At 67.9% G+C, this 24,680-nt stretch carries 22 protein-coding genes; 10 read left to right on the forward strand and 12 right to left on the reverse strand.

Annotated features, from left to right (window positions below; all coding sequences use genetic code 11):
• The first annotated feature begins 134 nt into the window (after positions 1-134).
• Together IU450_RS31100 and argS are read left to right on the forward strand one after the other, a co-directional pair.
• Positions 135-713 carry a dihydrofolate reductase family protein gene (locus tag IU450_RS31100; RefSeq protein WP_195153299.1) on the forward strand — a complete coding sequence of 193 codons (579 nt, stop codon included), beginning with the start codon at positions 135-137 and terminating at the stop codon, positions 711-713.
• Between the two features lie 286 nt (positions 714-999).
• Complete coding sequence (argS, locus tag IU450_RS31105) at positions 1,000-2,766, forward strand: arginine--tRNA ligase (protein ID WP_324197895.1); 1,767 nt, start codon at positions 1,000-1,002, stop codon at positions 2,764-2,766.
• Positions 2,767-3,186: 420 nt separating this feature from the next.
• Here the strand turns inward: argS and IU450_RS31110 are convergent, their stop codons facing one another.
• Positions 3,187-4,365: a helix-turn-helix transcriptional regulator gene (locus tag IU450_RS31110; protein WP_195153301.1), complete on the reverse strand. Its 1,179-nt coding sequence runs from the start codon at positions 4,363-4,365 to the stop codon at positions 3,187-3,189.
• A 265-nt stretch (positions 4,366-4,630) separates the two neighbouring features.
• Here IU450_RS31110 and IU450_RS31115 point away from each other — a divergent pair, with 265 nt between their 5' ends.
• The 6 genes from IU450_RS31115 (at position 4,631) to IU450_RS31140 (ending at position 8,462) form a co-directional block, all read left to right on the forward strand.
• Positions 4,631-5,119 carry a DNA-directed RNA polymerase subunit beta gene (locus tag IU450_RS31115; RefSeq protein WP_195153302.1) on the forward strand — a complete coding sequence of 163 codons (489 nt, stop codon included), beginning with the start codon at positions 4,631-4,633 and terminating at the stop codon, positions 5,117-5,119.
• A 76-nt stretch (positions 5,120-5,195) separates the two neighbouring features.
• A complete protein-coding gene (locus IU450_RS31120) occupies positions 5,196-5,444 on the forward strand; it encodes a hypothetical protein (protein ID WP_195153303.1) in 249 nt (82 codons plus the stop codon).
• A complete protein-coding gene (locus tag IU450_RS31125) occupies positions 5,441-5,755 on the forward strand; it encodes a hypothetical protein (RefSeq protein WP_195153304.1) in 315 nt (104 codons plus the stop codon). Before IU450_RS31120 ends, IU450_RS31125 begins: the two co-directional genes overlap by 4 nt.
• A 358-nt stretch (positions 5,756-6,113) precedes the next feature.
• Positions 6,114-6,593, forward strand: a complete 480-nt coding sequence (locus IU450_RS31130) for a hypothetical protein (RefSeq protein ID WP_195153305.1) — start codon at positions 6,114-6,116, stop codon at positions 6,591-6,593.
• A 37-nt stretch (positions 6,594-6,630) separates the two neighbouring features.
• Positions 6,631-7,710, forward strand: a complete 1,080-nt coding sequence (locus IU450_RS31135) for a hypothetical protein (RefSeq protein WP_195153306.1) — start codon at positions 6,631-6,633, stop codon at positions 7,708-7,710.
• Between the two features lie 500 nt (positions 7,711-8,210).
• Positions 8,211-8,462, forward strand: coding sequence for a hypothetical protein (locus IU450_RS31140; RefSeq protein ID WP_195153307.1), 252 nt, complete (start codon positions 8,211-8,213; stop codon positions 8,460-8,462).
• A 144-nt stretch (positions 8,463-8,606) separates the two neighbouring features.
• Here the strand turns inward: IU450_RS31140 and IU450_RS31145 are convergent, their stop codons facing one another.
• The 3 genes from IU450_RS31145 to IU450_RS31155 form a co-directional block, all read right to left on the reverse strand.
• The gene (locus IU450_RS31145; protein WP_195153308.1) at positions 8,607-9,494 is read right to left on the reverse strand and encodes an aldo/keto reductase; all 888 of its coding nucleotides are present in this window, start codon (positions 9,492-9,494) and stop codon (positions 8,607-8,609) included.
• A 147-nt stretch (positions 9,495-9,641) separates the two neighbouring features.
• Complete coding sequence (locus IU450_RS31150) at positions 9,642-10,880, reverse strand: TetR/AcrR family transcriptional regulator (protein ID WP_195153309.1); 1,239 nt, start codon at positions 10,878-10,880, stop codon at positions 9,642-9,644.
• Positions 10,881-11,029: 149 nt separating this feature from the next.
• A complete protein-coding gene (locus tag IU450_RS31155; protein ID WP_195153310.1) occupies positions 11,030-12,271 on the reverse strand; it encodes a TetR/AcrR family transcriptional regulator in 1,242 nt (413 codons plus the stop codon).
• A gap of 787 nt (positions 12,272-13,058) precedes the next feature.
• Here IU450_RS31155 and IU450_RS31160 point away from each other — a divergent pair.
• The gene (locus IU450_RS31160; RefSeq protein ID WP_195153311.1) at positions 13,059-13,241 is read left to right on the forward strand and encodes a hypothetical protein; all 183 of its coding nucleotides are present in this window, start codon (positions 13,059-13,061) and stop codon (positions 13,239-13,241) included.
• A 134-nt stretch (positions 13,242-13,375) separates the two neighbouring features.
• Here IU450_RS31160 and IU450_RS31165 read toward each other — a convergent pair whose 3' ends face one another.
• From IU450_RS31165 to IU450_RS31190, 6 genes are all read right to left on the reverse strand, one after another.
• Positions 13,376-15,325 (reverse strand): acetoacetate--CoA ligase, encoded by a 1,950-nt coding sequence (locus IU450_RS31165; RefSeq protein ID WP_195153312.1) that lies wholly within the window; start codon positions 15,323-15,325, stop codon positions 13,376-13,378.
• Positions 15,326-15,355: 30 nt separating this feature from the next.
• The gene (locus IU450_RS31170; RefSeq protein WP_195153313.1) at positions 15,356-16,168 is read right to left on the reverse strand and encodes an HpcH/HpaI aldolase/citrate lyase family protein; all 813 of its coding nucleotides are present in this window, start codon (positions 16,166-16,168) and stop codon (positions 15,356-15,358) included.
• Between the two features lie 178 nt (positions 16,169-16,346).
• Positions 16,347-16,832, reverse strand: a complete 486-nt coding sequence (locus tag IU450_RS31175) for a MaoC family dehydratase (protein ID WP_195153314.1) — start codon at positions 16,830-16,832, stop codon at positions 16,347-16,349.
• Positions 16,829-17,989, reverse strand: coding sequence for an acyl-CoA dehydrogenase family protein (locus IU450_RS31180; RefSeq protein ID WP_195153315.1), 1,161 nt, complete (start codon positions 17,987-17,989; stop codon positions 16,829-16,831). The genes IU450_RS31175 and IU450_RS31180 overlap by 4 nt, the downstream gene beginning before the upstream one ends.
• Positions 17,986-20,040 carry an acetyl/propionyl/methylcrotonyl-CoA carboxylase subunit alpha gene (locus tag IU450_RS31185; RefSeq protein ID WP_195153316.1) on the reverse strand — a complete coding sequence of 685 codons (2,055 nt, stop codon included), beginning with the start codon at positions 20,038-20,040 and terminating at the stop codon, positions 17,986-17,988. Before IU450_RS31185 ends, IU450_RS31180 begins: the two co-directional genes overlap by 4 nt.
• A 5-nt stretch (positions 20,041-20,045) precedes the next feature.
• On the reverse strand, positions 20,046-21,644 hold the full coding sequence (locus IU450_RS31190; protein ID WP_195153317.1) for a carboxyl transferase domain-containing protein: 1,599 nt from the start codon (positions 21,642-21,644) through the stop codon (positions 20,046-20,048).
• Between the two features lie 93 nt (positions 21,645-21,737).
• On the opposite strand from IU450_RS31190, the gene IU450_RS31195 reads away from it, so the two are divergent.
• Positions 21,738-22,331: a TetR/AcrR family transcriptional regulator gene (locus tag IU450_RS31195; RefSeq protein ID WP_195153318.1), complete on the forward strand. Its 594-nt coding sequence runs from the start codon at positions 21,738-21,740 to the stop codon at positions 22,329-22,331.
• Between the two features lie 8 nt (positions 22,332-22,339).
• Here the strand turns inward: IU450_RS31195 and IU450_RS31200 are convergent, their stop codons facing one another.
• Positions 22,340-23,086, reverse strand: a complete 747-nt coding sequence (locus IU450_RS31200) for a 3-hydroxybutyrate dehydrogenase (RefSeq protein WP_195153319.1) — start codon at positions 23,084-23,086, stop codon at positions 22,340-22,342.
• The gene (locus tag IU450_RS31205; protein WP_195153320.1) at positions 23,083-24,468 is read right to left on the reverse strand and encodes an MFS transporter; all 1,386 of its coding nucleotides are present in this window, start codon (positions 24,466-24,468) and stop codon (positions 23,083-23,085) included. Before IU450_RS31205 ends, IU450_RS31200 begins: the two co-directional genes overlap by 4 nt.
• Positions 24,469-24,680 lie beyond the last annotated feature (212 nt).

Raw genomic sequence — 24,680 nt, forward strand, 5'->3', positions numbered from 1 at the left:
CGCATCTCGGGGCACTTCCATCGTGTACAGACACCACCCGGGACGCAAAGGGGTCGGTCGCGGGGCGCCACTTCCCCGACATAGCGGTGTCTACATCACTGGTAAGTGTCGACGCCGAACCAGGAGCGACCCGAATGGGAAAGATCATCATCAGCGAGAACGTCTCCCTCGACGGAGTGATCCAGGACCCGACCGGTGAGGAGGGCTTCGGGCGTGGCGGTTGGTTCCTCGGGATCGGGGACGAGGACCGCGAAGCGTGGGCCGAGCTCTTGCTCGGCGAGGCGCTGGCCGCCGAGGCCCTGCTGCTCGGCAGGCGCAGCGACGAGTGGTTCGCCGCGCGCTGGCCGTCCAGGAGCGGCGCGTGGGCGGACAGATTGAACAGCCTGCCCAAGTACGTGGTGTCCTCGACGCTCCGGCAGCCCGAGTGGAGCAACGCGACCGTCCTCGCGGGTGAGGTGGTGCCCGAGGTCTCGAAGCTGAAGCGGGAGGTGGGCGGTGACATCGTCGTCTACGCCAGCGCCCAGCTCGTCCACACGCTGCTCGAGCACGACCTCGTGGACGAACTGCGGCTGACCGTGTATCCGCTGGTGCTCGGGGCCGGTCGGCGTCTCTTCGGCGAGACCGTCGCCGAAAAACAGTTGCGCCTCGTCGACGCCCGCACCGTCGGCGCGAGCCTCGTCTTCCTCGTCTACCGGGCCGTCCGACACGCCTAGCGTGCGGGAACGGCCGTTACCCGATACCGACGACGACTGATCGGGCAGTCGGGCCGACCGTGGGGCAGTCGACGGTGCGGTTCGATTGTGCGGTCGGGCCGACCGTGGGCAGTCGACGGTGCGGCTCGATCGGGCGGGTCAGGGTGTCGGGGCGCTGTGGGCTGTGCTTCGACCGCGTCGATGGCCACCGGGCGATCCGCCACGGCGGTGCGCGCTGAAAGTCACGTGAACGATGCCGGGTTCATTGGGATACTGGCGCATCCCTACAACCAGGAGGATTCGTCCCGTGACCCATTCCGGGGTTCTGCCATTGCTCGATCAGGTCGCCGCCGCTGTCTCCGACGCGATCGACCGAACCCGACCGGAGACGGCGGGGGCAGACCCGGTGGTGCGACGATCCACCCACGCCGACTTCCAGTCCAACGCCGCGCTCGCGCTCGCGAAGCGGCTGAAGCTCCGGCCGTCGGATTACGCGGCCGAACTGGCGACGGCACTGGCTTCCGCGCCCGGGCAGGTGTTCCGGTCGGTCGAGTTGTCCGGCCCGGGATTCCTGAATCTCACGGTGCCCGATCGAGCTGTCTGGCAGCAGGTCTCGGCGCGGCTGAGCGACGCGCGGCTCGGCGTGCCCGCCACCGAGGACGGACGCCGCACGGTGATCGACTATTCCGCGCCGAACATCGCCAAGGAGATGCACGTCGGGCATCTACGCACCACGATCATCGGTGACAGCTTGTCCCGCGTACTGGACTTTCTCGGCGCAGGGGTGATCCGCCAGAACCATCTCGGCGACTGGGGAACCCAGTTCGGGATGCTCATCCAATATCTCGACGAGCACCCGGAGGCGCGATGGCGGCACGACGAGCTCGACGGCGCGAATTCGGCGGTCTCGGCCCTCGACCGGCTCTACCGGACGGCGCGGGCCGCCTTCGACGCCGACCCGGACTTCGCCGACCGCTCCCGCGCGCGGGTGGTCGCCTTGCAGGCCGGTGATCCGCCCACCCTGGCCCGGTGGAGCGAGATCGTCGCCGAGTCGGAGAAGGCGTTCGGCGACATCTACGACCGCCTCGGCGTCCTGCTCACCCCCGAGGACAGCGTGGGCGAATCGTTCTACAACTCGATGCTCGCGGACACCATCGATGAGCTGGTCGCCAAGGGCATCGCGGTGGAAAGCGACGGCGCGCTGGTCGTGTTCTCCGAGACGGTGACCGGCCCCGACGATCAGCCGGTGCCGTTGATGGTGCGCAAACGCGACGGGGGATACGGCTACGACACCACCGATCTCGCGACCATCCGCTACCGGATCGGCGCTTTGCGTGCCGAGCGGCTGTTGTATGTGACCGACTCCCGCCAGGCCCTGCACTTCCAGTTGGTGTTCGAGACCGCGCGCCGCGCCGGTTGGCTCACCGAGGCGGTCGAGGCCGAGCACATCGCCTACGGCACCGTCCTCGGCCGCGACGGCAAGCCGTTCAAGACCCGCGCGGGCGGCACCGTGCGGCTGATGGACCTGCTCGATGACGCCGTGGCCGATGCCCGTCGCGTCGTACAGGAGAAGAACCCCGATCTGACCGCCGCCGAACTGGATTCGATCGCCGAGCAGTCCGGGATCGGCGCGGTGAAGTACGCCGACCTGTCCACCTCACGGGTCAAGGACTACACCTTCGACCTCGCCCGCATGACCGCCCTCACCGGCAACACGGCGGTCTACCTGCAATACGCGCACGCCCGCATCCGCTCCATCCTCCGCAAAGCGGGTGAACCCACCCCTGTGGTCGATGCCGGACAGGCGCTCGAACCGGCCGAACGCGCACTCGCGCTCGAACTGGACGCGTACGGAAACACAGTCATCGAAGTGGCGGCCACCCTGGAACCACACCGCTTGTGCGGCTACCTCTACGAGCTGGCCCGCGACTTCACCGCCTTCTACGACAGCTGCCCGGTCCTGACCGCCGCCGAACCGACCCGCACCAACCGCCTCGCCCTGTGCGCGCTCACCGCCCGCACCCTGGCCCACGGGCTGGGTCTGCTGGGCATCGCAGCGCCCGAACGCATGTGAGCTCTCGCTCGTAGGGATACGGCTGTGGCCGAGTTACTTCGCAACAGCCATATCCCTACTGCGTATCGCGCAGCGAAACCGGTACGAGCGTGTCGAATTGACCAAGCGACCGCGATAAGGTATGAACAACCGTTCATGCGACCGCCAGCGTCTGTGAAAGGTGTTGCAGAAGATGGGATTTCACAGGAGGCGGCTACTTGCGCACTTGCATCGGAACCGGCCATTGGCACTTGACCCGAACAGGCGACACGCCGTTGCGGCACGAAAGAAAAGTTGATTAACCGAAGTTAGCTCAATCACATGAACAACAACAGCAACATCAACGGTACGCCTGCACGCGGGAACAACAACAGACCCGATTGTGGCCGGGTCTGTTGTCCCAGTTGTGCCTATCGACGCGGAGCGCTGAGAGCGCAGCCTCTACAACACGTCAGCCGCTATCGAGTCCAATCGGCGAACCGCACTCGATCGTGCCCATGGTGCGAGCGCGGCACGTGTATTGAGGTAAACCTCCCGCAGGCGTGGCGATGTGTTGATCTTCGACAGCTCAACAGCACGTTCCGCTGCCCGGCATGCCCGATCAAGGTCCTCCCGGACAGTCAGTTTTGTCAGGTGGAGCAGCGCAAGCGCACGATCCCGTACGTCAGTCTCGGGGATGCGATCTATCGATGCTTCGATCGTCTCGACCGCCGCGCGCGTCTCGCCTGCCATTTCCAGACTCTTGCTCGTCAGGAGACCGGTGAGCCAATCACTCATGTAGTACGCGTACGAGACGTCAGGCGTTGTCGGGTTGGAGTGCTTCCCTGAGATTCGATCCAGAAGCGGCCACGCCTCACGTGACCGCCCCGCGTACGCATACGCCTGCGCGGATTGCAGAAGCATGTAGTCGGCCATTCTCGGATCTGCCACGGGCAGCCTCATCGTTGCATCGGCCAAGTCGGCCGCTGCCTGGTACCGATGGGTCCAGATCGCGAGCTGGGTTCTGTGGCACAGCATCCCAACCGCCACATCCTGATCACCTGCGTCCGTCGCATGGTCGTACGCGGCAACAAAGAGCCGATCGGACTTCTCGTATTGGCCCTGGTCCCATGCTGCCCATGCATTGCTTGCGGTGGCTTCGCTGGTGAGGGATTGAAGCTCCGGGCGAAGTCTCGACGGGCAGTCACGCAGCAGCGCAGTACAGGCCCGCGACTGAGCCTCGATGATCGGCTGTGCCGCGTTCGAGCCCAGCTGATCATCCAACAGCATCGCCGAGTGGATGGTTGTGCGCAAATGACCGATCGCATCCGGGGTGACTATCGGTACATCATCGCCGCGCAGCGCAGATGCACCCACCAACACTCCTGTTGCGGCAAAGAATTGTCGCCGATCCACGTCGTCTCCAATCAACTTCCGGAACCGATCTTGTGCCCCATGGTCCGCGTCCGCCAGCAGTCTGTCCAGACCCGCCTGATGGGCGACACCCACTTGCACCGAAGGACGGCCCTCCCAGAAACTGACCGTTCGCTGGCTGCAACGCAAAGCCTCCGCAAGGCCGTTCTGTGTCAGCCTGCATGCAGTCCGTAGCGCCTTCACATCAGCACCAGTCCACACCGTCACGCCCGTCACCGTGCCCCCTGTCGACTCCACTGGTATCGATTGGTAATACCTGCGCCTGCCCTACCTTCCACCCAGAATCCTCCCCCGGCAACCTTGGATAGGTACCCGGAACCGGGAAAACCTCTCGCACAACCCAACCCCCGTGCGAGAGGGCACCAGAGACGAGCACGGCGCATTGTCTCCGGTGGCAAATGCCCGCCCCGGTTTCGGGTCCACCATTCCATCCAGGACGCAGCGTCAGTCGTTCAAGTCAGGGGACATGTTTATGGATTCGCCGAAAAGAATTGGGGACACACCATTGTCGGTGTGCCACTTCTACCGAAAGGTGTGTGATCTGCCCGCCGAGGTTCACCCGCCACATCTGGGGCGGATCACGCTGCGTGCGGGCCGGGTGTGTGGGTTGATGATGCCCGCCTTCATCGGCTCGGAGGTCAAGGCATGGATGCACCGCCACGACTACCGCGTGGGGCCGATCTTGACTCACCCGCGCTATCAGCGTTGGACGTTCCTGACCCGCCCTGACCTGCCGACCGACGTCCGGCTGTATGCGGAGCTGTCACGGCTGAACGTGTCCATCCTCGGTGCCGGAGGCAGCATCAGCTTGCCCGGACCTGGACAGCGCCCCGGCCTGTTCCGGGCATGGGTACACCCACCCCGTGACCCCTACCGCCCACCGGGGCGGGTCGTGGTCGAGGCCATCCGGGGATGCGCCGCCCAGCACGCGCGTCAGCGCCGGGCGATGGCGTATGCCTGACCACAGCAGCACGGCCACAGTGCCATTCGGATGCGGCCCAGGCTGTGACCCGTGGATCACCGTCGAACACTGCGGCATGGCCACCCTGAATCCGGCAACCGGTGAGGTCTCCTCGGTGAAATGCCCATCCATGAACTGCTTCGGACAAATGGTGAAGATCGTCAACGGCCGCATGGCCGATCACGACTCCCCGATGGACATCGCACTCGCAGGCCAGAAATGCCCGTGGATCGGCATCCGCGTCGTATTCGACACCACGCGATACCCCGGACACGCCACCCAGCCCGGCCCGCCGCCAGTCCAGCCGCCGCAGGCCGGACGGTGACCGACGACCAGGACGCCGAGCGCAACGCCGCCGAACTCGAAGTCCTCACCGACGTGATCGGCACTCTCATGACCGCCACTGCGGATGCCGTGCGAGACGGGATGACAGACACCACCCGCGTCCGCCTGATGGCGATGGTCGTCTTCGAGCTGATCTCCAGCGCCCGCACCGCCGCCGCGCCGCACACCGGCCGCTTGTACGCCGCGCCGATGCTCGATCCGATCATCGACAACATCCCCGCCGCTGACGACCTCACTTTCCTCGATCTGCTGATACCCGCGATCATCGGCCAGCACATCACCGGCACCTGACAACAACCTCCCCGGACCGCCCCGGCACGCCACGCGCCCCCTGGTCCCCCCTTTGCACCGCAGGGGAAGCACCCACGTGCAGGGGCACCCAAAAGGGGAAGGCTGCGCGGACGGGACTCCACATCGGTGTGCCCAACCGAACCCGCCCCCAGCCTTCCCACGATCTGACTCAAAAGCTCTGAGCAACAATGTTGCCCGGAGAACGGCTGTATGTAGAGCGATGATGACTCCGGTTCCGGCATCCGACGACTACGACACCCGCCCCCGGCGTCGCTTGCCCGGTGACGCGTGCGGGCGCGAAACTGACTGCTCGAACCCGCGATACCCATACAGCCAACACGAGGGAAAGGCCCGGCCAGTGGACGACGAACAGATCGGTTTCGATATCGAATTCGATGACAAAACCCAAGCATTCCTTGATTGGGTTGCGCCCGAACGCATGGAATCAGGGGTGCGCGCATTCCTCTCGGCAACGGTTCCGGATATGGCGGATGACGCGGCCTGGTGGAAGCCGCCGCTTTCGACCCGGACCATGGAAGCGGCGAAACAGTTGTTCGGCGAGCCCGGATTGACTGCCACAGAAAACCGCGAGCTCGCCGACGGGTTTATCCGATTCCTGGGCGAATGCTATGTGCGGCGTGGCGGCCTGCAATGGACGAACCGGCCCGGATGGGGTCAGCCACTGTATACCGATTTCGGCCCAGCTGTGCAGGGTGACGATACCCGCAGCATGGTAGCGATCGCGCAAGACCTGGCCGACAGCGACGGCCCCAGATTGATCGAATACAACATCTCTGAGGCTGTACGCCAAACACGGAAATCGCGCAATATCACATAATGACCTGAATTTCTTTGCGTAACGGGGGTGGGCATCCGTGCCCGATGAATACAACGCCGTCCGCAAGAGCTTGTCCAGGTACGAACTCGGTTTGTACTTCGAACTAGGCAGAGCGCACGAGCGGGGAGAGACCCCGGAAAAAGGTTGGGTTCGCCAGTTCAGGATAGTGACTGATCGAGGCGCGCGAATCTTGGATTCGGCTCGAACCCAGGGCCGAGGCGTCCAAGGGGTCGAACGTAAATCGGGTCGCGTCAACGAGGCAGATGCCCGCACTCAACTACGCAAGGAGCGGGACGGACTAAAGTCCGGCCAGATCACTCATTCCCGATGGGAAACAGTGGCCGGTGAAACAATTCCGGACAAAGTCCGCGAAGACCTGCGGGACATGGCCCGTGATTTCGGTGACAAATTCCAGCACGTGATCATTTCTCGCGCCGACGCACTCCGCGCAATGCAACTCGGTCAATCGCTGGCATCTCAGCAGTTGGAACTGATCAAGCCGTACGAACTGAATCGAGCCGACCGAGCGCGGGAACGGCTGGCGAAGATACGCGAAATTGTGCGAGCACAGGAGCGCGCCGAAGGATTCCGGAAGATGCAGCAGTTCCGGGAAGCTGCTGTGCGCGGCCGGGCGGATGCCCCGCAGCAGGTCGAACGCGACCGGCAGGCCCGCGAGCAAGCCGAGCGAGCCAGGCAAGCACTCCGAACGCCGGAAGCCGAGCGGGCGCGGGTGGAAAGGGAAGCAGCCGAACGGGTCGCGCGGGAATTCCCGCCACCCGGGCAGTACCCGCAACGGGAAGCCGTCGACGCCGGAGAACAATCGGCTCGAGAAGCGGCCGACACCGCCACGGCTGAGCGGGAAGCAGCCGAGGCACGCGCGGCAGCCGAGAAGGAACGCGAGGCTTCCTTGCAGAAGCTGAACAAGGCGCGGAACGCGGCGTTCAAGGAGTTGGACGAGAAAGGGCGTCTGTCGGAGGTGGAAAAAGTTCTCTGGCTTGGGCAGGCGCAGCACCCACTAGCAGCGGTGAGACAGCCACCTGGTTCTGCGCCGGGCGTTGTTCGTGGCGGCACCGGACAAGGACAGGAACGCTCACGCGGACTATCCCGCGAAAAATAGCCGTCCGCGCTCGCTCGGCTCACAGTGGGGCCGCCCCCTGGTTGGGAATGGGTTCGGGTCGCACGGTGGGTTGTGCGGCAGCAGTGCCAGCCCTTCGCGTCCGCTCGTCCTCGGATGCAAGGGAGCATTCGCGGGTTAGTGGGGTGCGGGATGTTCTCGGGATTCGTTGTAGCGCAGCAGAAGAAAGTTGGCACATCCTACTGGGAGAAGAAAGAGGAGAAAGGAGAAGTAGGAAACCTCCAACAGAATTTGCCGAATTTCCCATCGCTATCGCCGCAGTTCGCGGCGCACGATTGCGCAGTCTTCATATACCCTCTTGTGAATTCTCTCGATCGGCCGCACCGGCGGCATCATCGCCCTCCCCAGCCCGGGCGATCGGTCCGCCCACTTGCGCCGCTGGGTCGAGCCACCGCGCGGACCGATCCGCCCGTCCGGACTGCTCGTGGTCCAGGCGATCCGCGCCTGCGGCCGACGACCCGGGCCCAGGAGGTCGGCCCGCTATGCCTGAGCCGGCGACGAACGCGACCATCAACCCGTTCCCCGTCCGCGCCGACCGATCGCGCTCGAAATACGCCCACGACAACCCCCGGTGGGCCGTATCGAGCCGCCGAAACGCCGCCATCGCCGCCACCCTGCACCGCGCCTGCGGTTTCACCACCTGCTCAACCCTGGTCGCCGCGATCATCGTCTCCTGCAACGACTTCGCCTACTTCCGCGACCGCCCCCCGGCAACCGAACTCCATCTGATGTGACGGCGAAATACCGGCCATCCTCAGCGCCCGCCATCGATCACGGGCATCGGGATTCGCTACCGCAGTTCTCCGCGCTCCGTCCAAAGGGCTCGGGGGCACCCGGACTCGCCGCCGTGGGTGCCCCCGATCTTCGTCCGGGACCGACTATTTCCCAGTCGCCCCGGTGACAGCGGACAAGGCCTCGAATTCGTCGTCGGTCAAGGTGATTCGCGCGGCCGCGATGTTCTCCTCGACGTGCGCGACGCTGGAGGTGCCCGGGATCGGCAGCACGACGGGGGAGCGGCGCAGCAGCCAGGCGAGGGCGAGTTGCGCGGGGCTCGCGCCGTGCTCGGCGGAGATGGCCGCGAGTGGACCGCCGGGAGCGGCGAGTTCACCCGTGGCGATGGGGAACCACGGGATGAAGCCGATGCTCTCCTGCTCGGCGTAGTTCAGCACGTCCTCGTCGGCGCGGTTGGCCAGGTTGTACAGGTTCTGCACCGAGGCGATGGTGGCGTGCTCGCGCGCCTGGCGCAGCTGCTCGACGCTCACCTGCGAGAGGCCGATGTGCCGGATCTTGCCCTCCTGCTGGAGCGCGACGAGTTCGCCGAGCTGGTCGGCCAGCGGCACCTGCGGGTCGATGCGATGCAGCTGGTACAGGTCGATCCGGTCGAGGCCCAAGTGGCGCAGGCTGAGCTCGGCCTGCTGGCGCAGGTATTCGGGCCTGCCGACCGGACGCCACTCGTTGGGCCCCTGCCGCGTGAGTCCCGCCTTGGTGGCGATCACCAGGTCCTCGCGATAGGGGTGCAGAGCCTTGCGGATCAGGTTCTCACTGACGAACGGGCCGTAGGAGTCGGCCGTATCGATGAAATTCACGCCGAGTTCCACCGCGCGGCGCAGCACCCGTACCGCCTCGTCGGGGTCCTTCGGATCGCCCCACACACCGGGGCCGGTCAGTTGCATCGCGCCGTATCCGAGCCGGTGCACCGGAAGATCGCCGCCGATGGCAAAGGTTCCGGAGGCCGCCGCGGGCTGCGCGTCGAGGTCTGTGCTCATAAAGGGTCTACCTTCCGAAGTCGGAAACTGCGAACGCTGCACGAGTGTCGCGCCGGTCCGGCGCGCTCTCCTGCCGCAACAGCGCCGTCGCGAGGTCGATTCCCGGCGCGGTGTTCGCCGGTGGCGTAATACCCGGGCGACCCTGCCCTACTCCGCCGGTCGTTCGAACAGGATCACCTGCATCAGGCGGATCACGCGCCGGGGCGAGCAGGCCGGGTCATCGGAGCCGAAGCGTTCACCAAGGTCCACTACCAGGGCGAACGCGGCGTGCACCAGCAGGCGTGCCTCGGCCGCGGACAGCTCGGGCCGCACGCCGATCAGCAGTTTGGCCCACTCCTCGACATTGAGCCGCTGGATGTTGCGCAACACGGTGCGCTCCTCCGGCGGCACGTTGCTGATCTCGGCGTAGTAGACGAAGGTCAGCTCGCGTTCGGCGAACGAACCCGCCACGTACAGCTCGATCAGCGTGCGCAACGCCTGCTCGGGCGTCTCGGCGGCGGCGACGGCGGGCCCGATGGCGGCCGACACCCGTTCGGCCGCCCGGCGGAACGCGGCGGTGAGGATGTCGCCCTTGCCGCGGTAGAACCGGTACACCGCCGAGGAGGCGGGCAGCCCGGCGGCGGTGGCGATGTCCTCCACGCTGACGTTCGGGTATCCGTGCTGGTGGAACAGCTCGACCGCGCGCGTCAACAACAGTTCGTGCTTGAAGGTCAGCGGGATCTCGCTCGCGGCGAAGTTCTCGGCGCTGCCGGGCGGCGGCAGCTCGCACGCGGCGATCGCGTGGCAGGCCGCGCTCAGCCGCGCGGTGAGCGCGCGCACCGGGATCGAGACGTGGTGATCGCCGATGCTGCTGAGCACGCTCAGCTCCGCCGCGGCGAGCACGGCGCGGTCGGCCTTGGGCAGCGCGGGCCTGGTCGCGGCGATCAGTGACGTGAGCGCCGCGTTCACGGACGCGAGCTGATCGGTCAGGGTGGCCGCGTCGGCATCCTCGAGATAGCGCCGCTGCCAGCGCAGCAGCGCTGCGCTGCGCCGGTTGGCGATTGCGGCGGTGATCAGCGCGTCGAGCACTCGTTCGAGTCGTTGCCCGGCGGGCAGGCCCGTGGCGTCCGGCAGCGTGGCCGCTTCCTCGCTGACCGTGCCCAGCCGCAGCGCTTCCTCGCGGAACAGCGCGTACTTGCTCGGGTAGTGCCGGTACAGCGCCGCCGAGCTGATGTCGAGCCGAGAGGCGATGTCCTCCATGCTGACGCCGTGGTAGCCCAGCGCGCCGAACGCCTCCGCCGACGCCGCCGCGATCTGCGCGCGGCGGTCGCGCGGTCGGCGACGGATCACCCGTGCCGGTGTCCCGTCGGCCGCCTCGTCCGCAGCGCGGTCGTCCCGGACACCCATGCGGCGATGGTAGCCCAACCCGATGCTCGGTACCTCGCCGCTCACCCCGCCTGGTGCTAAATGAATGGTAGATCACAAGATGGCCACGATTGGGCCTTCATATCGCACAATTGTCACGGTGGGGTGAGAATCACCGATCACATAAACGGTTAACGCGCGGGTCGGTCGAAAAGAATCAGCTGCATCAGCAGACGCACCCGATCCTGGGCGGCCAGCGGTTCGTTGCCGAAGGAGCGGCCCAGATCGACTACCACCGCGAACGCCGCGTGGACGAGGATGCGCGCCTCGGCCGGAGTGAGCTCCGGGCGCACCTCGCGCAGCAACCTGGCCCACTCTTCCACGCTGAGCCGCTGGATATTGCGCAACACGGTGCGTTCCTCGGTCGGAACATGCTGGAACTCCGTGTAATACACGAAGGTGAGGGCGCGTTCGGCGAACGATCCCGTGACGTACTGGGCGATCAACGCGGTGAGCGCGTCCTCGGAATCGGCGGCCGCCGCCACGGCGGGGCCCACGGCGCCGGATACCCGTTCGGCGGCCCGGCGGAACGCGGCGGCCAGGATGTCGCTCTTACCTCGGTAGAACCGGTACACCGCCGACGCGGCCGACAGCCCGGCGGCGGTGGCGATGTCCTCCACGCTGACGTTCGGGTAGCCGCGCTCGTGGAACAGCTCGACCGCTTTGCGCAGCAGCAGTTCGTGTTTGAACGAGTCCGGGATCTCCACCACCGCGACCGGCTCCACCGCGCGCAGTGCGGGCAGCTTCGCGTGCGCGATCGACCAGCAGGCCGAATGCAGCAGGCGGGCAAGGGGTTTCGCGGGAAGGGCGGCATGGTGGTCGGCGATGCTGGTGATCGTGCTGAGCAGCGCGGCGCGCAGCACGCGCAGGTCCGCCTCGTCGAGTTCAGGGCGCAGCGCGGCCAGTTGACCGCCTAGCGCGCCGAGGACCGTGGCCTGCTGCTGGTTGAGCGTGGTCTGGTCGTCGGGCTCGAGGTATCGGACCTCCCAGCGCACCAGCGTGACGGTGGGGCGGTTCTCGATCGTGACCGCGACGAGCGCGTCGAGCACGTGCCGCAACCGCTGTTCGGCAGGCCAGTCCGCCGCCTCCTCGGGCAGCTCCACCGATTCGGTCATCGCCCGGCCCACACGCAGCAGTTCCTCCCGGAACAACGCGTACTTGCTCGGATAGTGGCGGTACAGCGCCGCGGAACTGATCCCGAGCCCGGAGGCGATGTCGTCCATGCTCACGCCGTGGTAGCCCAGCGCGCCGAACGCGGCCGCCGACGCCGCCGCGATCTGTGCGCGCCGATTCTTCGGCCTGCGCCGGATCTCCCGAGGTGCCGAGTCGCCGCTGCTCGCCTTCCGCGCCGTACGGCGATTGTCGACACTCATGACGAACATCGTAACGACCTGGCCGTATGGCCGGGCCGGGCCGTGCCACGCCGGTACCGCTCCCGGGGATGAGCGGCCCCCGGGAGCAGTACCTGTTCTCCGGCGCGCGCCGGCCCGCGACAAGGCGGGATGTGTGTGCCGATGCGTCCGGAAGCCGACAACCCGACGCGGCCGAGCGGGGGGCACCAGGAACGCCGTGCCGTGACGGGATGTCGAACAGGGACAAACTTACACGAATATACGTGCAGTACAAGAGGTGATTCTGGAAAGAATCATTGTTCACATAGGTGAGTCTTCGGATGCGGATGACCACCCGGGCCTACCGCGCGGCACCGTGGTGATGTTGCGGGTCTGGCCGCGCTCGGGCCTGCTGTCCGGCGGAAGCGAAAGATCGTGACGGAGGAGGATCCCCCGCAGCACGGTGGCGCCCTTCGGCAGCGAGAATCCCGCGCCGCCGCATTGCCGACGCCGAACGGTAGCCAGGTGTTCGGCGTCACTCACCGTCGAGGAGGTGGTCCGGACGGGGACATCGCGACGTCGGAGTCCGTGCGTCCGTGCGTCCGTGCGTCCGTGCGTCCGTGCGTCCGTGCGTCCGTGCGTCGTGCGTCGTGCGTCGTGCGTCGTGCGTCGTGCGTCGTGCGTCGCGCGTTGGTGCGTTGGGGCGTTCGTTGGTGCGTCGGTGAGCGGTAACCGCCCGACGCTCCGACGGTGTTCCGAATCGGCGTCCGCCGCGCTCGTTTGCGCGAATTGGACTGTACCGGTGCGTCTTTCTGGTAAGGAGTTCGTCATGGCGTTGGCTTTGCGCCCGGTGGATCCCATCCCGGTGCTCGGCGCCGTGATCGCCGCGATACGGCGGCTCACGGCGCGCTATCGGCTCACCCCGCAGGAGAAGCGCAACCTGGACGCTGCCCGCGGCGCGCGACCCGCTGTCTTCACCGCGTCCATCGGCGGACGCGCCTACCGCAGATAGAACCGAACCCGCTGTACCGCAGCGAAACTCGCGACGAGTGCAATCGAGCCACAGGGCGGCAAGGTGGTCGCGTCACACGCGGTCGCCGTGGAAAGGTGCGCCAACCGCACCCATCAGCCGCACTCGAGAGCGACTCAGGCGCGCCCGCCGGGCCGGACCGTGCCGTACCAGTCGAGCAGGTCCGGGTTGTCCACGGCGCTGCGTTCGACGACGCGGTCCGGGTCGGCACCCTGGAACAGCTTCTTGATCGGCACCTCCAGCTTCTTGCCGGTGCGGGTGTGCGGGATGCCGGGGGCGAGGATGATCTCGTCGGGCACGTGCCGGGGGGACACCTCGGTGCGGATGGTGTTGTTGATGCGCGCTTTCAGTTCGTCGGTGAGTTCCGCGCCGGGCGCCAGGACCACGAACAGCGGCATCCAATATCCGCCGTCGGGCTGCTCGGCTCCGATCACCAGCGCCTCGGCGATCTCCGGGAGCCGTTCGACCGACTGGTAGATGTCGGCGCTACCCATCCGGATGCCGTGTCGGTTGAGCGTGGAGTCGGAACGCCCGTGCACGACGACGCTGTGGTGGTCGGTGATGGTGATCCAGTCGCCGTGCCGCCACACGCCGGGATACGTGTCGAAATATGCGTCGTGATAACGCTTTCCGTCCTCGTCGCGCCAGAACGCGACCGGCATGGACGGCATCGGCGCGGTGACGACGAGTTCGCCCACCTCGCCGCGCACCGGCTGCCCGGCCGGGTCGTAGGCGTCCAGCGCGACGCCGAGATAGGGCGCCGACAGCTCACCCGGCCACACCGGCACGGTGCGCACGCCGCCGATGAACGCCGACACGACGTCGGTGCCGCCGCTGATCGAGGAGACCTGCACGTGCTCGCCTACGTTCTCGCCCAGCCACAGCGCCGACGACGTGGGCAGCGAGGAACCCGTGATACCGACCGTACGCAGCGCCGACAGATCGTGATCGGTGCGCGGGACGGACCCCGCTTTGATGCATGCCAGCACGTAGCCTGGGCTGGCGCCCAGCACGGTGGCCCCGACCTCGGCCGCGATGCGCCACAGTGCGTCGGGAGCCGGTGCGGTGGGGCTGCCGTCGTAGGTGACGATGGTGGCCCCGGCCAGCAGGCCCGCGATCTGGAAGTTCCACATCATCCAGCTCGGGCTGGTGTACCAGAAGAAGGTGTCCTCGGGGCCGATGTCCGATTGCAGGGCAACCGCTTTGAGGTGTTCGAGCAGTACGCCGCCGTGGCCGTGCACGATGCCCTTGGGCAGGCCGGTGGTGCCGGAGGAGAACACGATCCACAGCGGATGGTCGAAATCCACCGATTCCGTGGTGATCAGCGGGGGCAGCGACTCGGTGCTGGTGATCGCGTCGTCCCACGAGGTGGCGTCCGGTACGTCCAGCCCGAGCCGGGAGACCGCGATCGTGCCCTTCAGCGAGGCGAGGCCCGCACGCAAGGCGGCGATGTCGTCGCGCTTGTCGTGCGCCTTGCCGCCGAAACGGTAGCCGTCGGCGGTGACCAGCACGGTCGGCTCCAGCTGCCCGAGCCGATCCAGCGCGGCCTTCGGGGAATAGTCCTGCCCGCAGGCGCTCCACACCGCGCCGATGCTCGCCGTGGCCAGGAACGCGATCACCGCCTCCGGGATGTTCGGCAGATACCCGGCCACCCGATCACCGGGACGCACACCCAGCGAGCGCAACGTCTGCGCGAAAGCCGCTGTGTGGTCGATCAATTCGGCCCAGGACACCTCCCGGATCGGAGCGTCCTCGCTGACCGCCTTGATCGCGGGCCGGTCGGTGTTCAGCTGCCGGATCACCTGATCCACGTAGTTGAGCCTGGTTCCGGGAAACCATTGCGCCCCCGGCATCTCGGCGCTCGGCAGCACTTCCCCCGCGATGTCGCCGAGCTCGAAGTAGTCCCACAGCGCATGCCAGAATCCGGCGAGATCCTCGACCGACCACTGCCACAGCGCGTGATAGTCGCGCGAGCGCACGCCGGTGCGCTCCGCGACGAACCGCGCGAAGTCGGTGATCCTGGCCTCGGTGACGTCCTGCTCGGTCGGCACCCACTGGGGTTGCATCGCATTCCTCCTGGCTGTGGAACTCGGTGATCAGGCGTGGTCGGCGCGCCGCACGATCTGCTCGGCGTGCCGGAAAACGGGGCCATCGACCATCCTGCCCTCGAGGGCGAATACCCCGCGGTGCTTCGGCGCCTCCTCCAGCACCCGCCTGGCCCAGGCGAGCTCTTCTTCCGAGGGCGCGTAGGCGGCCCGCAGCACCGCCACCTGGCTGGGATGGATCGCGACCTTGGCGTCGAAGCCGACCGCGACCGCGTCCTCGGCTTCGGCGCGCAGGCCGTCCAGATCGCGAATGTTCAGGTACACCGAGTCCAGCGCGAGTTTGCCGTACGCCTTGGCGGCCAGCAGGGTGGCAGAACGCACGTGGCGGGCCACGTCGCGGTAGCTGCCGTCGGCGTGCCTGCTCCCGGTGCCGCCGAGCCCGGCAACCAGGTCCTCCGCGCCCCACATGACGCCGATCGCGTTGCCCGCCGTCACCGCCTGGCCCACCGCGAGCGCACCGAGCGGCGACTCGATCAGGGCGATCACCTCGTAGTCCGACAGCGCCGTGATCTGTTCGGCCGACTCGCATTTCGACAGCATGAGCCGCCGATATGCGGTGTCGGCGAGCGCCGCCAGATCGAGCGCGTGATCATCGGTGCCCGCCGCGTTGACCCGCACCACCGTGGTCTGCGGGTCCAGCGGGGTGTCCAGCAGCGCTTTGCGCGCCGCCGCCTTGTCGTGCGCGGCGACGCCGTCCTCCAGGTCGAGAATCACCACGTCGGCGGCCGCGGCCGCCTTCGCGAAGCGTTCCGGGCGATCCGCCGGGCAGAACAACCACGCCGGACCCGCCATCTGCCAGCTCATGCTGTGTCCTTTCCTGGCCTGACCGCTCTCATGCTGTGTCTTCTGTGGGCATGTGCGGGGCCCTGCGGGGTCACGCTGCGCTGCCGCCTCCGGTCCTGACCGCTCATGCTGTGTCTTCTGGGGGCATGTGCGGGGCCCGGCGTGGTCACGCTGCGCTGCCGCCTCCGGTCCTGACCGCTCATGCCCCGGCCTCCGGGGCTTTGCGGACCAGCGTCTTGCGAACAGCCGTGGCGACGACGTCGCCGTGCTGGTTGCGCGCGGTGTGCGCGAAGGTCACGATGCCCTCGCCCGGACGGCTCTTCGACTCGCGCTTGTCGGTGACCACGGTCTCGGCGTACATGGTGTCGCCGTGGAACAGCGGCTTGGGAAACGCCACCTCGGAGAAGCCGAGGTTCGCCACGATGGTGCCCTGGGTCAGCTGCGCCACCGAAAGCCCGATCAGCGTGGACAGAGTGAACATCGAGTTCACCAGTCGCTGGTTGAACGGGGGCAGCCGATCGCTGAACGCCGCGTCCAGGTGCAGCGCCTGGGTGTTCATCGTCAGCGTGGTGAACAGGACGTTGTCCGCCTCGGTGATGGTGCGGCCGGGGCGGTGCTCGTAGACCACCTCGGTGTCGAACTCCTCGAACCACAGGCCGCGCTGCACGACCGTCCGCCGGGTCACAGGCCCAGTTCCCGTCCGATCAGCATCAGCTGCACCTCCGTCGTCCCCTCGCCGATCTCCAGGATCTTGCTGTCGCGATAGTGCCGGGCCACCGGGTATTCGTTCATGAAGCCGTAGCCGCCGAAGATCTGCGTCGCGTCGCGGGCGTTGTCCATGGCGGCCTCGCTGGCCACCAGCTTGGCGATGGAGGCCTGCTTCTTGAACGGCTTGCCCGCCAGCATCAGCGCCGCCGCGTCGTAGTAGGCGGTGCGGGCGGCGTGCGCGCGCGCTTCCATCCTGGCGATCTTGAACGCGATGGCCTGGTTGCGCCCGATCGCCTGGCCGAACGCCTCGCGCTCCTTGGCATAGCGCACGCTCTCGTCCACACAGCCCTGCGCGGCGCCGACCGAGAGCGCGGCGATGGCGATGCGACCCTCGTCGAGGATGCGCAGGAAGTTCGCGTAGCCGCGCCCGCGCTCGCCGAGCAGGTTCTCCTCGGGCACGCGCACGTCGGTGAAGCTGAGCGGATGGGTGTCGGAGGCGTTCCAGCCCACCTTGTTGTACGCGGGCTCGGCGACGAAACCGGGAGTGTCGGCCGGCACCAGGATGGTCGAGATCTCCTTCTTGCCACCGGCTTGCCCGGTCACCGCGGTCACCGTGACGAGCACGGTGATGTCGGTGCCGGAGTTGGTGATGAACTGCTTGCTGCCGTTGATGATCCATTCACCGCCGTCGGCGACCGCGGTGGTCCTGGTGCCGCCCGCGTCGCTGCCCGCGCCCGGTTCGGTGAGCCCGAACGCGGCGAGGTTGCGGCCGCTGGTCAGCTGCGGCAACCATTCCTGCTTCTGCTTGTCGTTGCCGAAGCGGAAGATCGGCATCGCGCCGAGCGAGACACCCGCCTCCAGCGTGATCGCCACGCTCTGGTCGACCTTGCCCAGTTCCTCGAGCGCCAGGCACAACGCGAAGTAGTCCCCGCCCATGCCGCCGTACTCCTCCGGGAACGGCAGGCCGAACAGGCCCATTTCGGCCATCCCCGCGACCACCTCGTAGGGGAAGGTGTGGTTCGCGTCGTGCTCGGCCGCCACCGGAGCGACCACCGACCGTGCGAAGTCGCGCACGGTCAGCGCGAGATCCCGGTACTCCTCCGGCAGCGTGCCGGTGGACAGGAAGTCGGTCATGTGGGGATTCCTTCTCGTTCGGCCTGTTCGGCGGGGTTCGTTGCGGCCTGCGCGACGACGCGCGCCAGCACTTGGTCGAGGCGCACCTGGGCGCCCGGCTCGACCAGTAGTTCCACGGTTCCGGCGACCGGCGCGGTGAGCGAGTGTTCCATCTTCATCGCCTCCACGATGACCACCGGATCGCCCGCGGCGACGGCGGCGCCCGAAGCCACCGGTACCGCGATCACCGAGCCCGGCATGGGGGAGCGGATCTCGGCGTCTCCCACGTGCTCGTCACCGCCGCGCACGTTGACCTCGGCCACTTCGCGCAGCGCCGCGATGCCGGACGGTCCGGCCACCCACAGCAGGCCCTCGTGTTCGGCGGCCCGGTAGGTGCGGCGCAGCCCGTCCAGGGTCAGGGTGAGCACGCCCGCATAGCGATCGGAAGCGGTGAAGGTCGCGGTCAGCGAGCGGGTTTCGCCCTCGCCCACCCGCACCGCGCCGCCGTCGGGCGTGCTCGAGATGTAGACGTGCTCGATCCGCTCGCCGCCCGCGAGCCGGATCGGTGTGGGCGCGGCGGCCCCGATCCGCCAGCCGGACGGGATCTCCCAGGGATCGCGCGGCGTGGCAGGCCAGCGGCGCAGCCAGTGCCAGGCCGCCGCGGCGGCGAACTCGTCGTCGCCGATGGCGGCGGGACGGAAGTCGGCCACTCGCCGGTCCAGCAGGCCGGTGTCCAGTCGTCCCTCGGCCACGTCCGGATCGGCCAGCAGGAAGCGCAGGAATTCGATATTGCCGGTCACGCCGAGCAGCACGGTGTCGGCCAGCGCCCGATCGAGTTTCGCGAGCGCGGCGGAGCGGTCACCGGCGTGCGCGATGACCTTCGACAGCATCGGGTCGTAGTCGCTGCCGACGTGCGTGCCGATCCGCAGGCCGGAATCGACCCGCACCCCGTGACCCTCGGGCTCGTCGAGGTCGAGCACGGTGCCGCCGGTGGGCAGGAACCCGCGCCCGGGGTCCTCGGCGTACACCCGGGCCTCGATCGCGTGCCCCACCATCCGGATGTCGTCCTGGGCCACCGCCAGCTTCTGCCCGGCCGCCACCCGGACTTGGCATTCCACCAGGTCGACGCCGGTGACCAGTTCGGTCACCGGATGCTCCACTTGCAGGCGGGTGTTCATCTCCATGAAGAAGAACTCGTCGGGCCGGTCGGCGGAGACGATGAACTCCACGGTGCCCGCGCCCACGTAGTCCACGCTGCGCGCGGTGTTGCAGGCGGCGGCGCCGATCCTGGCCCTGGTGGCCGCGTCCAGCAGCGGGGAGGGGGCCTCCTCGATCACCTTCTGGTGGCGGCGCTGCAAGCTGCATTCGCGTTCGCCCAGGTGCAGCACGTTGCCGAACTGGTCGGCCAGGATCTGCACCTCGATGTGCCGCGGCCGGCTGACGAACCGTTCCAGGAACAGCGTGTCGTCACCGAACGCGGCGGCCGCCTCCCGCCGGGCGCTGCGCAGCGCCTCCGGCAGCCGCGCCGGATCGTCCACCCGGCGCATGCCCTTGCCTCCACCGCCCGCGGACGGCTTGACCAGCACCGGGTAGCCGACTTCGGCGGCCGCGGCGATCAGCTCGTCGTCGGTGAGGCCGGGTGTGGCGATGCCGGGCACCACCGGGACGCCGAACGCGGCGACGGTGTTCTTCGCGGTGATCTTGTCGCCCATCACCTCGATGGCGCGGGCAGGCGGGCCGAGGAAGACGATGCCCGCCTCGGCCAGCGCGGCGGCGAAAGCGGCGTTCTCCGAGAGGAACCCGTAGCCGGGGTGGACCGCTTGCGCGCCGGTGCGCACGGCGGCGGCCACCACCCGGTCGATCGCGAGGTAGCTCTCCCGCGCGGGGGCCGGGCCGAGGCGCACCGCCGTGTCGGCTTCGTGGACATGCCGGGCGTCGGCGTCGGCATCGCTGTAGACGGCCACCGAGCGGATGCCCAAGGCGCGCAGTGTGCGGATCACCCGCACCGCGATCTCGCCGCGGTTGGCGACCAGCACGGTGTCGAATCCGACCGGAACAGATCTGTTCAGCATCGCCATCACATCCGGAAAACGCCGTAGGAAACGGGTTCGAGCGGGGCCTGCGCGCACACCGACAGCGCCAGCCCGAGCACGGTTCTGGTGTCGGCGGGATCGATGACTCCGTCGTCCCACAACCGGGCGGTCGCGTAGTAGGGGTTGCCCTGGCTTTCGTACTGCTCCCGGATCGGGGCCTTGAACGCTTCCTCGGCTGCCTCCGACCAGGGTTGCCCGCTGCTGTCGAGCTGATCGCCGCGCACCGTCGACAGCACTGCCGCCGCCTGCTCGCCGCCCATCACCGAGATCCGGGCGTTCGGCCACATCCACAGGAATCGCGGCGAATACGCGCGCCCGCACATCGAGTAGTTGCCCGCGCCGTAGGAGCCGCCGATCACGACGGTGAGCTTCGGCACCCGCGCGCAGGCCACCGCGGTGACCATCTTCGCGCCGTGCTTGGCGATGCCCCCCGCCTCGTAGTCGCGGCCGACCATGAAGCCGGTGATGTTCTGCAGGAACAGCAGCGGAATACTGCGCTTGTCGCACAGCTCGATGAAATGCGCGCCCTTCATGGCGGATTCGCTGAACAGCACGCCGTTGTTGGCGACGATGCCCACCGGATGCCCGTGGATGTGCGCGAAACCGGTGACCAGGGTCTTGCCGTATTCGGCTTTGAACTCGTGGAAGCCGCTCGCGCCCTCGGGTGTGCCGTCGACCAGGCGGTGGATCACCTCGCGTACGTCGTACGGGGTGCGCAGATCCACCGGCACCACGTCGTAGAGCTCGGATTCCGGCGCGGCGGGCGCGATGACGGGCCGGACGTCCCACGGCACCGGAGTACGCGGTCCGAGCGTGGCCACGATGCGGCGCACGATGCGCAGCGCGTCCTGGTCGTCCTCGGCCAGGTGGTCGGTGACGCCCGAGGTGCGCGAGTGCAGCTCGCCGCCGCCGAGTTCCTCGGCCGTGACCACCTCACCGGTCGCGGCCTTCACCAGCGGCGGGCCGCCGAGGAAGATGGTGCCCTGGTTGCGCACGATCACGGCCTCGTCGCTCATCGCCGGCACGTAGGCGCCACCGGCGGTGCACGAGCCGAGCACCGCGGCGATCTGCGGAATGCCTCTGGCGCTCATGGTGGCCTGGTTGTAGAAGATGCGCCCGAAGTGCTCCCGGTCGGGGAACACCTCGTCCTGGCGCGGCAGGTACGCGCCGCCGGAGTCGACCAGGTACACGCACGGCAATCGGTTCTGCGACGCGATCTCCTGCGCGCGCAGATGCTTCTTCACCGTCATCGGGTAGTAGGTGCCGCCCTTGACCGTCGCGTCGTTGGCCACGATCACGCACTCGCGCCCGGACACTCGCCCGATCCCGGTGATGATCCCCGCGCCGGGGGACTCGTCGCCGTACATCCCGGTCGCGGCCAGCGGGGACAGCTCGAGGAACGGGCTCCCCGGGTCCAGCAACTGGTCCACGCGCTGCCGGGGCAGCAGTTTGCCGCGCGCGACGTGGCGCTCGCGCGCCTTCGCGGGCCCGCCGAGCGCCGCGGCGGTCAGCCGGGCGCGCAGGTCGTCGACCAACGCCGCGTGCGCGGCGCGGTTGCCGACGGCCTCTTCGGTAACGGTCATCACGCCATCCTGTCGTCCAGTTAGTCGACGGTAACTGAAATTCAGGTTAGTGTTGATTAACCGAGATGTCCAGGTCGGCGGGAAGGAACGCGTGTGACCAGTGCCGAATCCGTCGCGCCCACGCGTCGTGAGCAATTGAAGGCGCAACGAAGGGCGCAACTGCTGGAAGCCGGGGCGCGGTTGATCGCCGATCGCGGCTTCCTCGGCATGCGCTTGGACGACCTGGGCGCCGCCGTCGGCATCAGCGGCCCCGCGGTCTACCGGCACTTCCCCAACAAGGAGGCGCTGCTGGTCGAGCTGCTGGTCGGAGTGAGCCAGCGCCTGCTCGACGGCGGCACGGCGGTGGTGGCGAGCGCGGACTCCGCCGAGCGGGCGCTCGCCGGGCTGGTCGACCATCACCTGGACTTCGCGCTCGGTGAACCGGAGTTGATCCGCATCCAGGACCGCGACCTGGACAACGTGCCCGCCGCCGCCCGCCGCGAGATCCGCCGCACCCAGCGCCGATACGTGGAGATCTGGGTGGGCGTGCTGCGCGAGCTGCATCCGGAACTACCCGAGGAGACGGCGCGGGTGCAGGCCCACGCCGCCTTCGGCCTGATCAACTCCACCCCGCACAGCGCGGGCAACGCGACCGCTGCCCGGGCCCGTCCGGTGCTGCGCAGGATGGCGCTGACCGCCCTCGGGTGAGCGCGCCCTCATCGCGCGCTCCATCCGCCGTCCATCGTGTAGGCCCCGCCGGTGACCATGGCCGCCTTCGGCGAGGCAAGCCAGCTCACCAGCGCCGCGACCTCCTCCGGCTCGACAAGGCGCTTGATCGCGCTCTCGGTGAGCAGGATCTTCTCCACCACTTCCTGTTCGGGCACGCCGTGGGCCCTGGCCTGGTCGGCGATCTGCTTGTCCACCAGCGGCGTGCGCACGTAGCCCGGGTTGACGCAGTTGCTCGTCACGCCGTGCGGGCCGCCCTCCAGCGCGGTGACCTTCGACAGCCCCTCCAGCCCGTGCTTGGCCGTCACGTAGGCGACCTTGTATTCGGAGGCGCGCAGGCCGTGCACCGAGGAGATGTTGACGACGCGTCCCCAGCCCTGCCGGTACATGTGCGGCAGGGCCGCGCGCACCAGCAGGAACGGCGCCTCGACCATCAGCGCGAGCAGATCGCGGAACCGCTGCGGCGCGAACTCCTCGATCGGGCTGATGTGCTGCACCCCGGCGTTGTTCACCAGGATGTCGATGTCGAGTTCCAGCTGCTCGAGCGACGCGACGTCGAGCAGATCCACCGCCCACGACTTGCCGCCCAGTTCGGAGGCCACGGCTTTCGCGCCGACCTCGTCGACGTCGGCCACCGTGACGGTGGCGCCGCGCGCCGCGAGCGCACGGGCGCACGCTGCGCCGATACCGCTCGCGCCGCCGGTGACCAGGGCGCTGCGTCCCGCCAGATCGCTCATCGCACGGTCACTTCGGCTCGCGCGCCGAGGCTTTGGGCGTCGGCGTGATCGATGCTTTCCAAGTTCAGTCCCTTCGTCTCTCGCGCGAACAGCACAGCGATCGCGCTCACCGCCGCCGCGCCCGCCAAGTACCAGGCGATCGGCACCGCCGAGTGGTAGGTGTTCAGCAGCCGGACGGCGATGATCGGCGCCAGCGAGCCGGCCACGATCGAGGTCACCTGATAGCCGAGGGACACCCCGGAATAGCGCATCCGGGTGGGGAACATCTCGGCCATGATCGCGGGCTGCCCGGCGTACATGAAGGCGTGGAAGATCAGGCCGATGATGATGGCGGACATGATGATCGCGTTGTGGCCGCTGTCCATCATCGGGAAGGCGAAGAAGCCCCAGGTGCCCGCGGTCAGCGCGCCGATCAGATAGACCGGTCGTCTGCCGAACCGGTCGGACAGGTTGCCCACCAGCGGGATCGTCACGAAGTGCACCGCGTGCGCGGCGAGCAGCCACCACAGGATCACCTGGGTGTCCGCGTGCACCTCCACCTTCAAATAGGTGATCGTGAACGTGACCACCAGGTAGTACATGACGTTCTCGCCGAACCGCAGGCCCATCGCGGTGAGCACGCCGCGCGGGTAGCGGCGCAGCACCTCGACCACGCTCAGCGAAGTGGCCTTGATCTGCTCGGCTTCCTGCTGCGCCGCGACGAAGATGGGTGCGTCGGTGATCTTCGTGCGGATGTAGTAGCCGACCAGCACCACCACCGCCGACAGCCAGAACGCCACACGCCAGCCCCAGCCGAGGAACGCCTCGTCCGACAGCGTGGAGGTGAGCACCAGCAGCACCACCGTCGCCAGCAGGTTGCCCGCGGGCACGCCCGCCTGCGGCCAGCTCGCCCAGAAGCCGCGGCTGCGGCTCGGGCTGTGCTCGGCGACCAGCAGCACCGCGCCGCCCCATTCCCCGCCGACCGCGAAACCCTGGATGAAGCGCAGCGTCACCAGCAGTGCGGGGGCCCAGTAACCGATCTGCCCGAAGGTCGGCAGGCAGCCCATCAGGAACGTCGCGCTGCCCACCAGGATCAGGCTGAATTGCAGCAGCTTCTTGCGGCCGTACTTGTCGCCGAAATGCCCGAAGACCACGCCGCCGAGCGGGCGCGCCGCGAAACCGACCGCGTAGGTCACGAACGCGGCGAGGATGGCGTCCAGATCGCTGGTGTCCTTGGCGAAGAACACCTTGCTGAACACCAGCGTGGCGGCGGTGCCGTAGAGGAAGAACTCGTACCACTCCACGACCGTGCCCGCCATCGACGCGGCCACCACGCGGCGCAAACCGCTGGTCGTCCCGCCCCGATCCTCCGCCGGTGTCGCTCCGGCGCTGTGCTCCCTCATCGCGCTACTCCTTCGTGCCCGGGGCCACACTTCGGACTCGATGTGACGGCCCACACATGCTCGGCTGCACCGAGTATTGGTGCAGACGATTGGCGTCGCAATGACCATTAGTGCAGTTCAGGTCTGCAAAGATGCAGATACGGGCTGCGCTGCACCAGCATTCGGGCTGATGGCGGCACGCGTTCACGGGAGACAGAACGGCGCGGATCCGG

This window comes from Nocardia abscessus, assembly GCF_015477775.1.
Classification (GTDB): Bacteria; Actinomycetota; Actinomycetes; order Mycobacteriales; family Mycobacteriaceae; genus Nocardia; species Nocardia abscessus_A.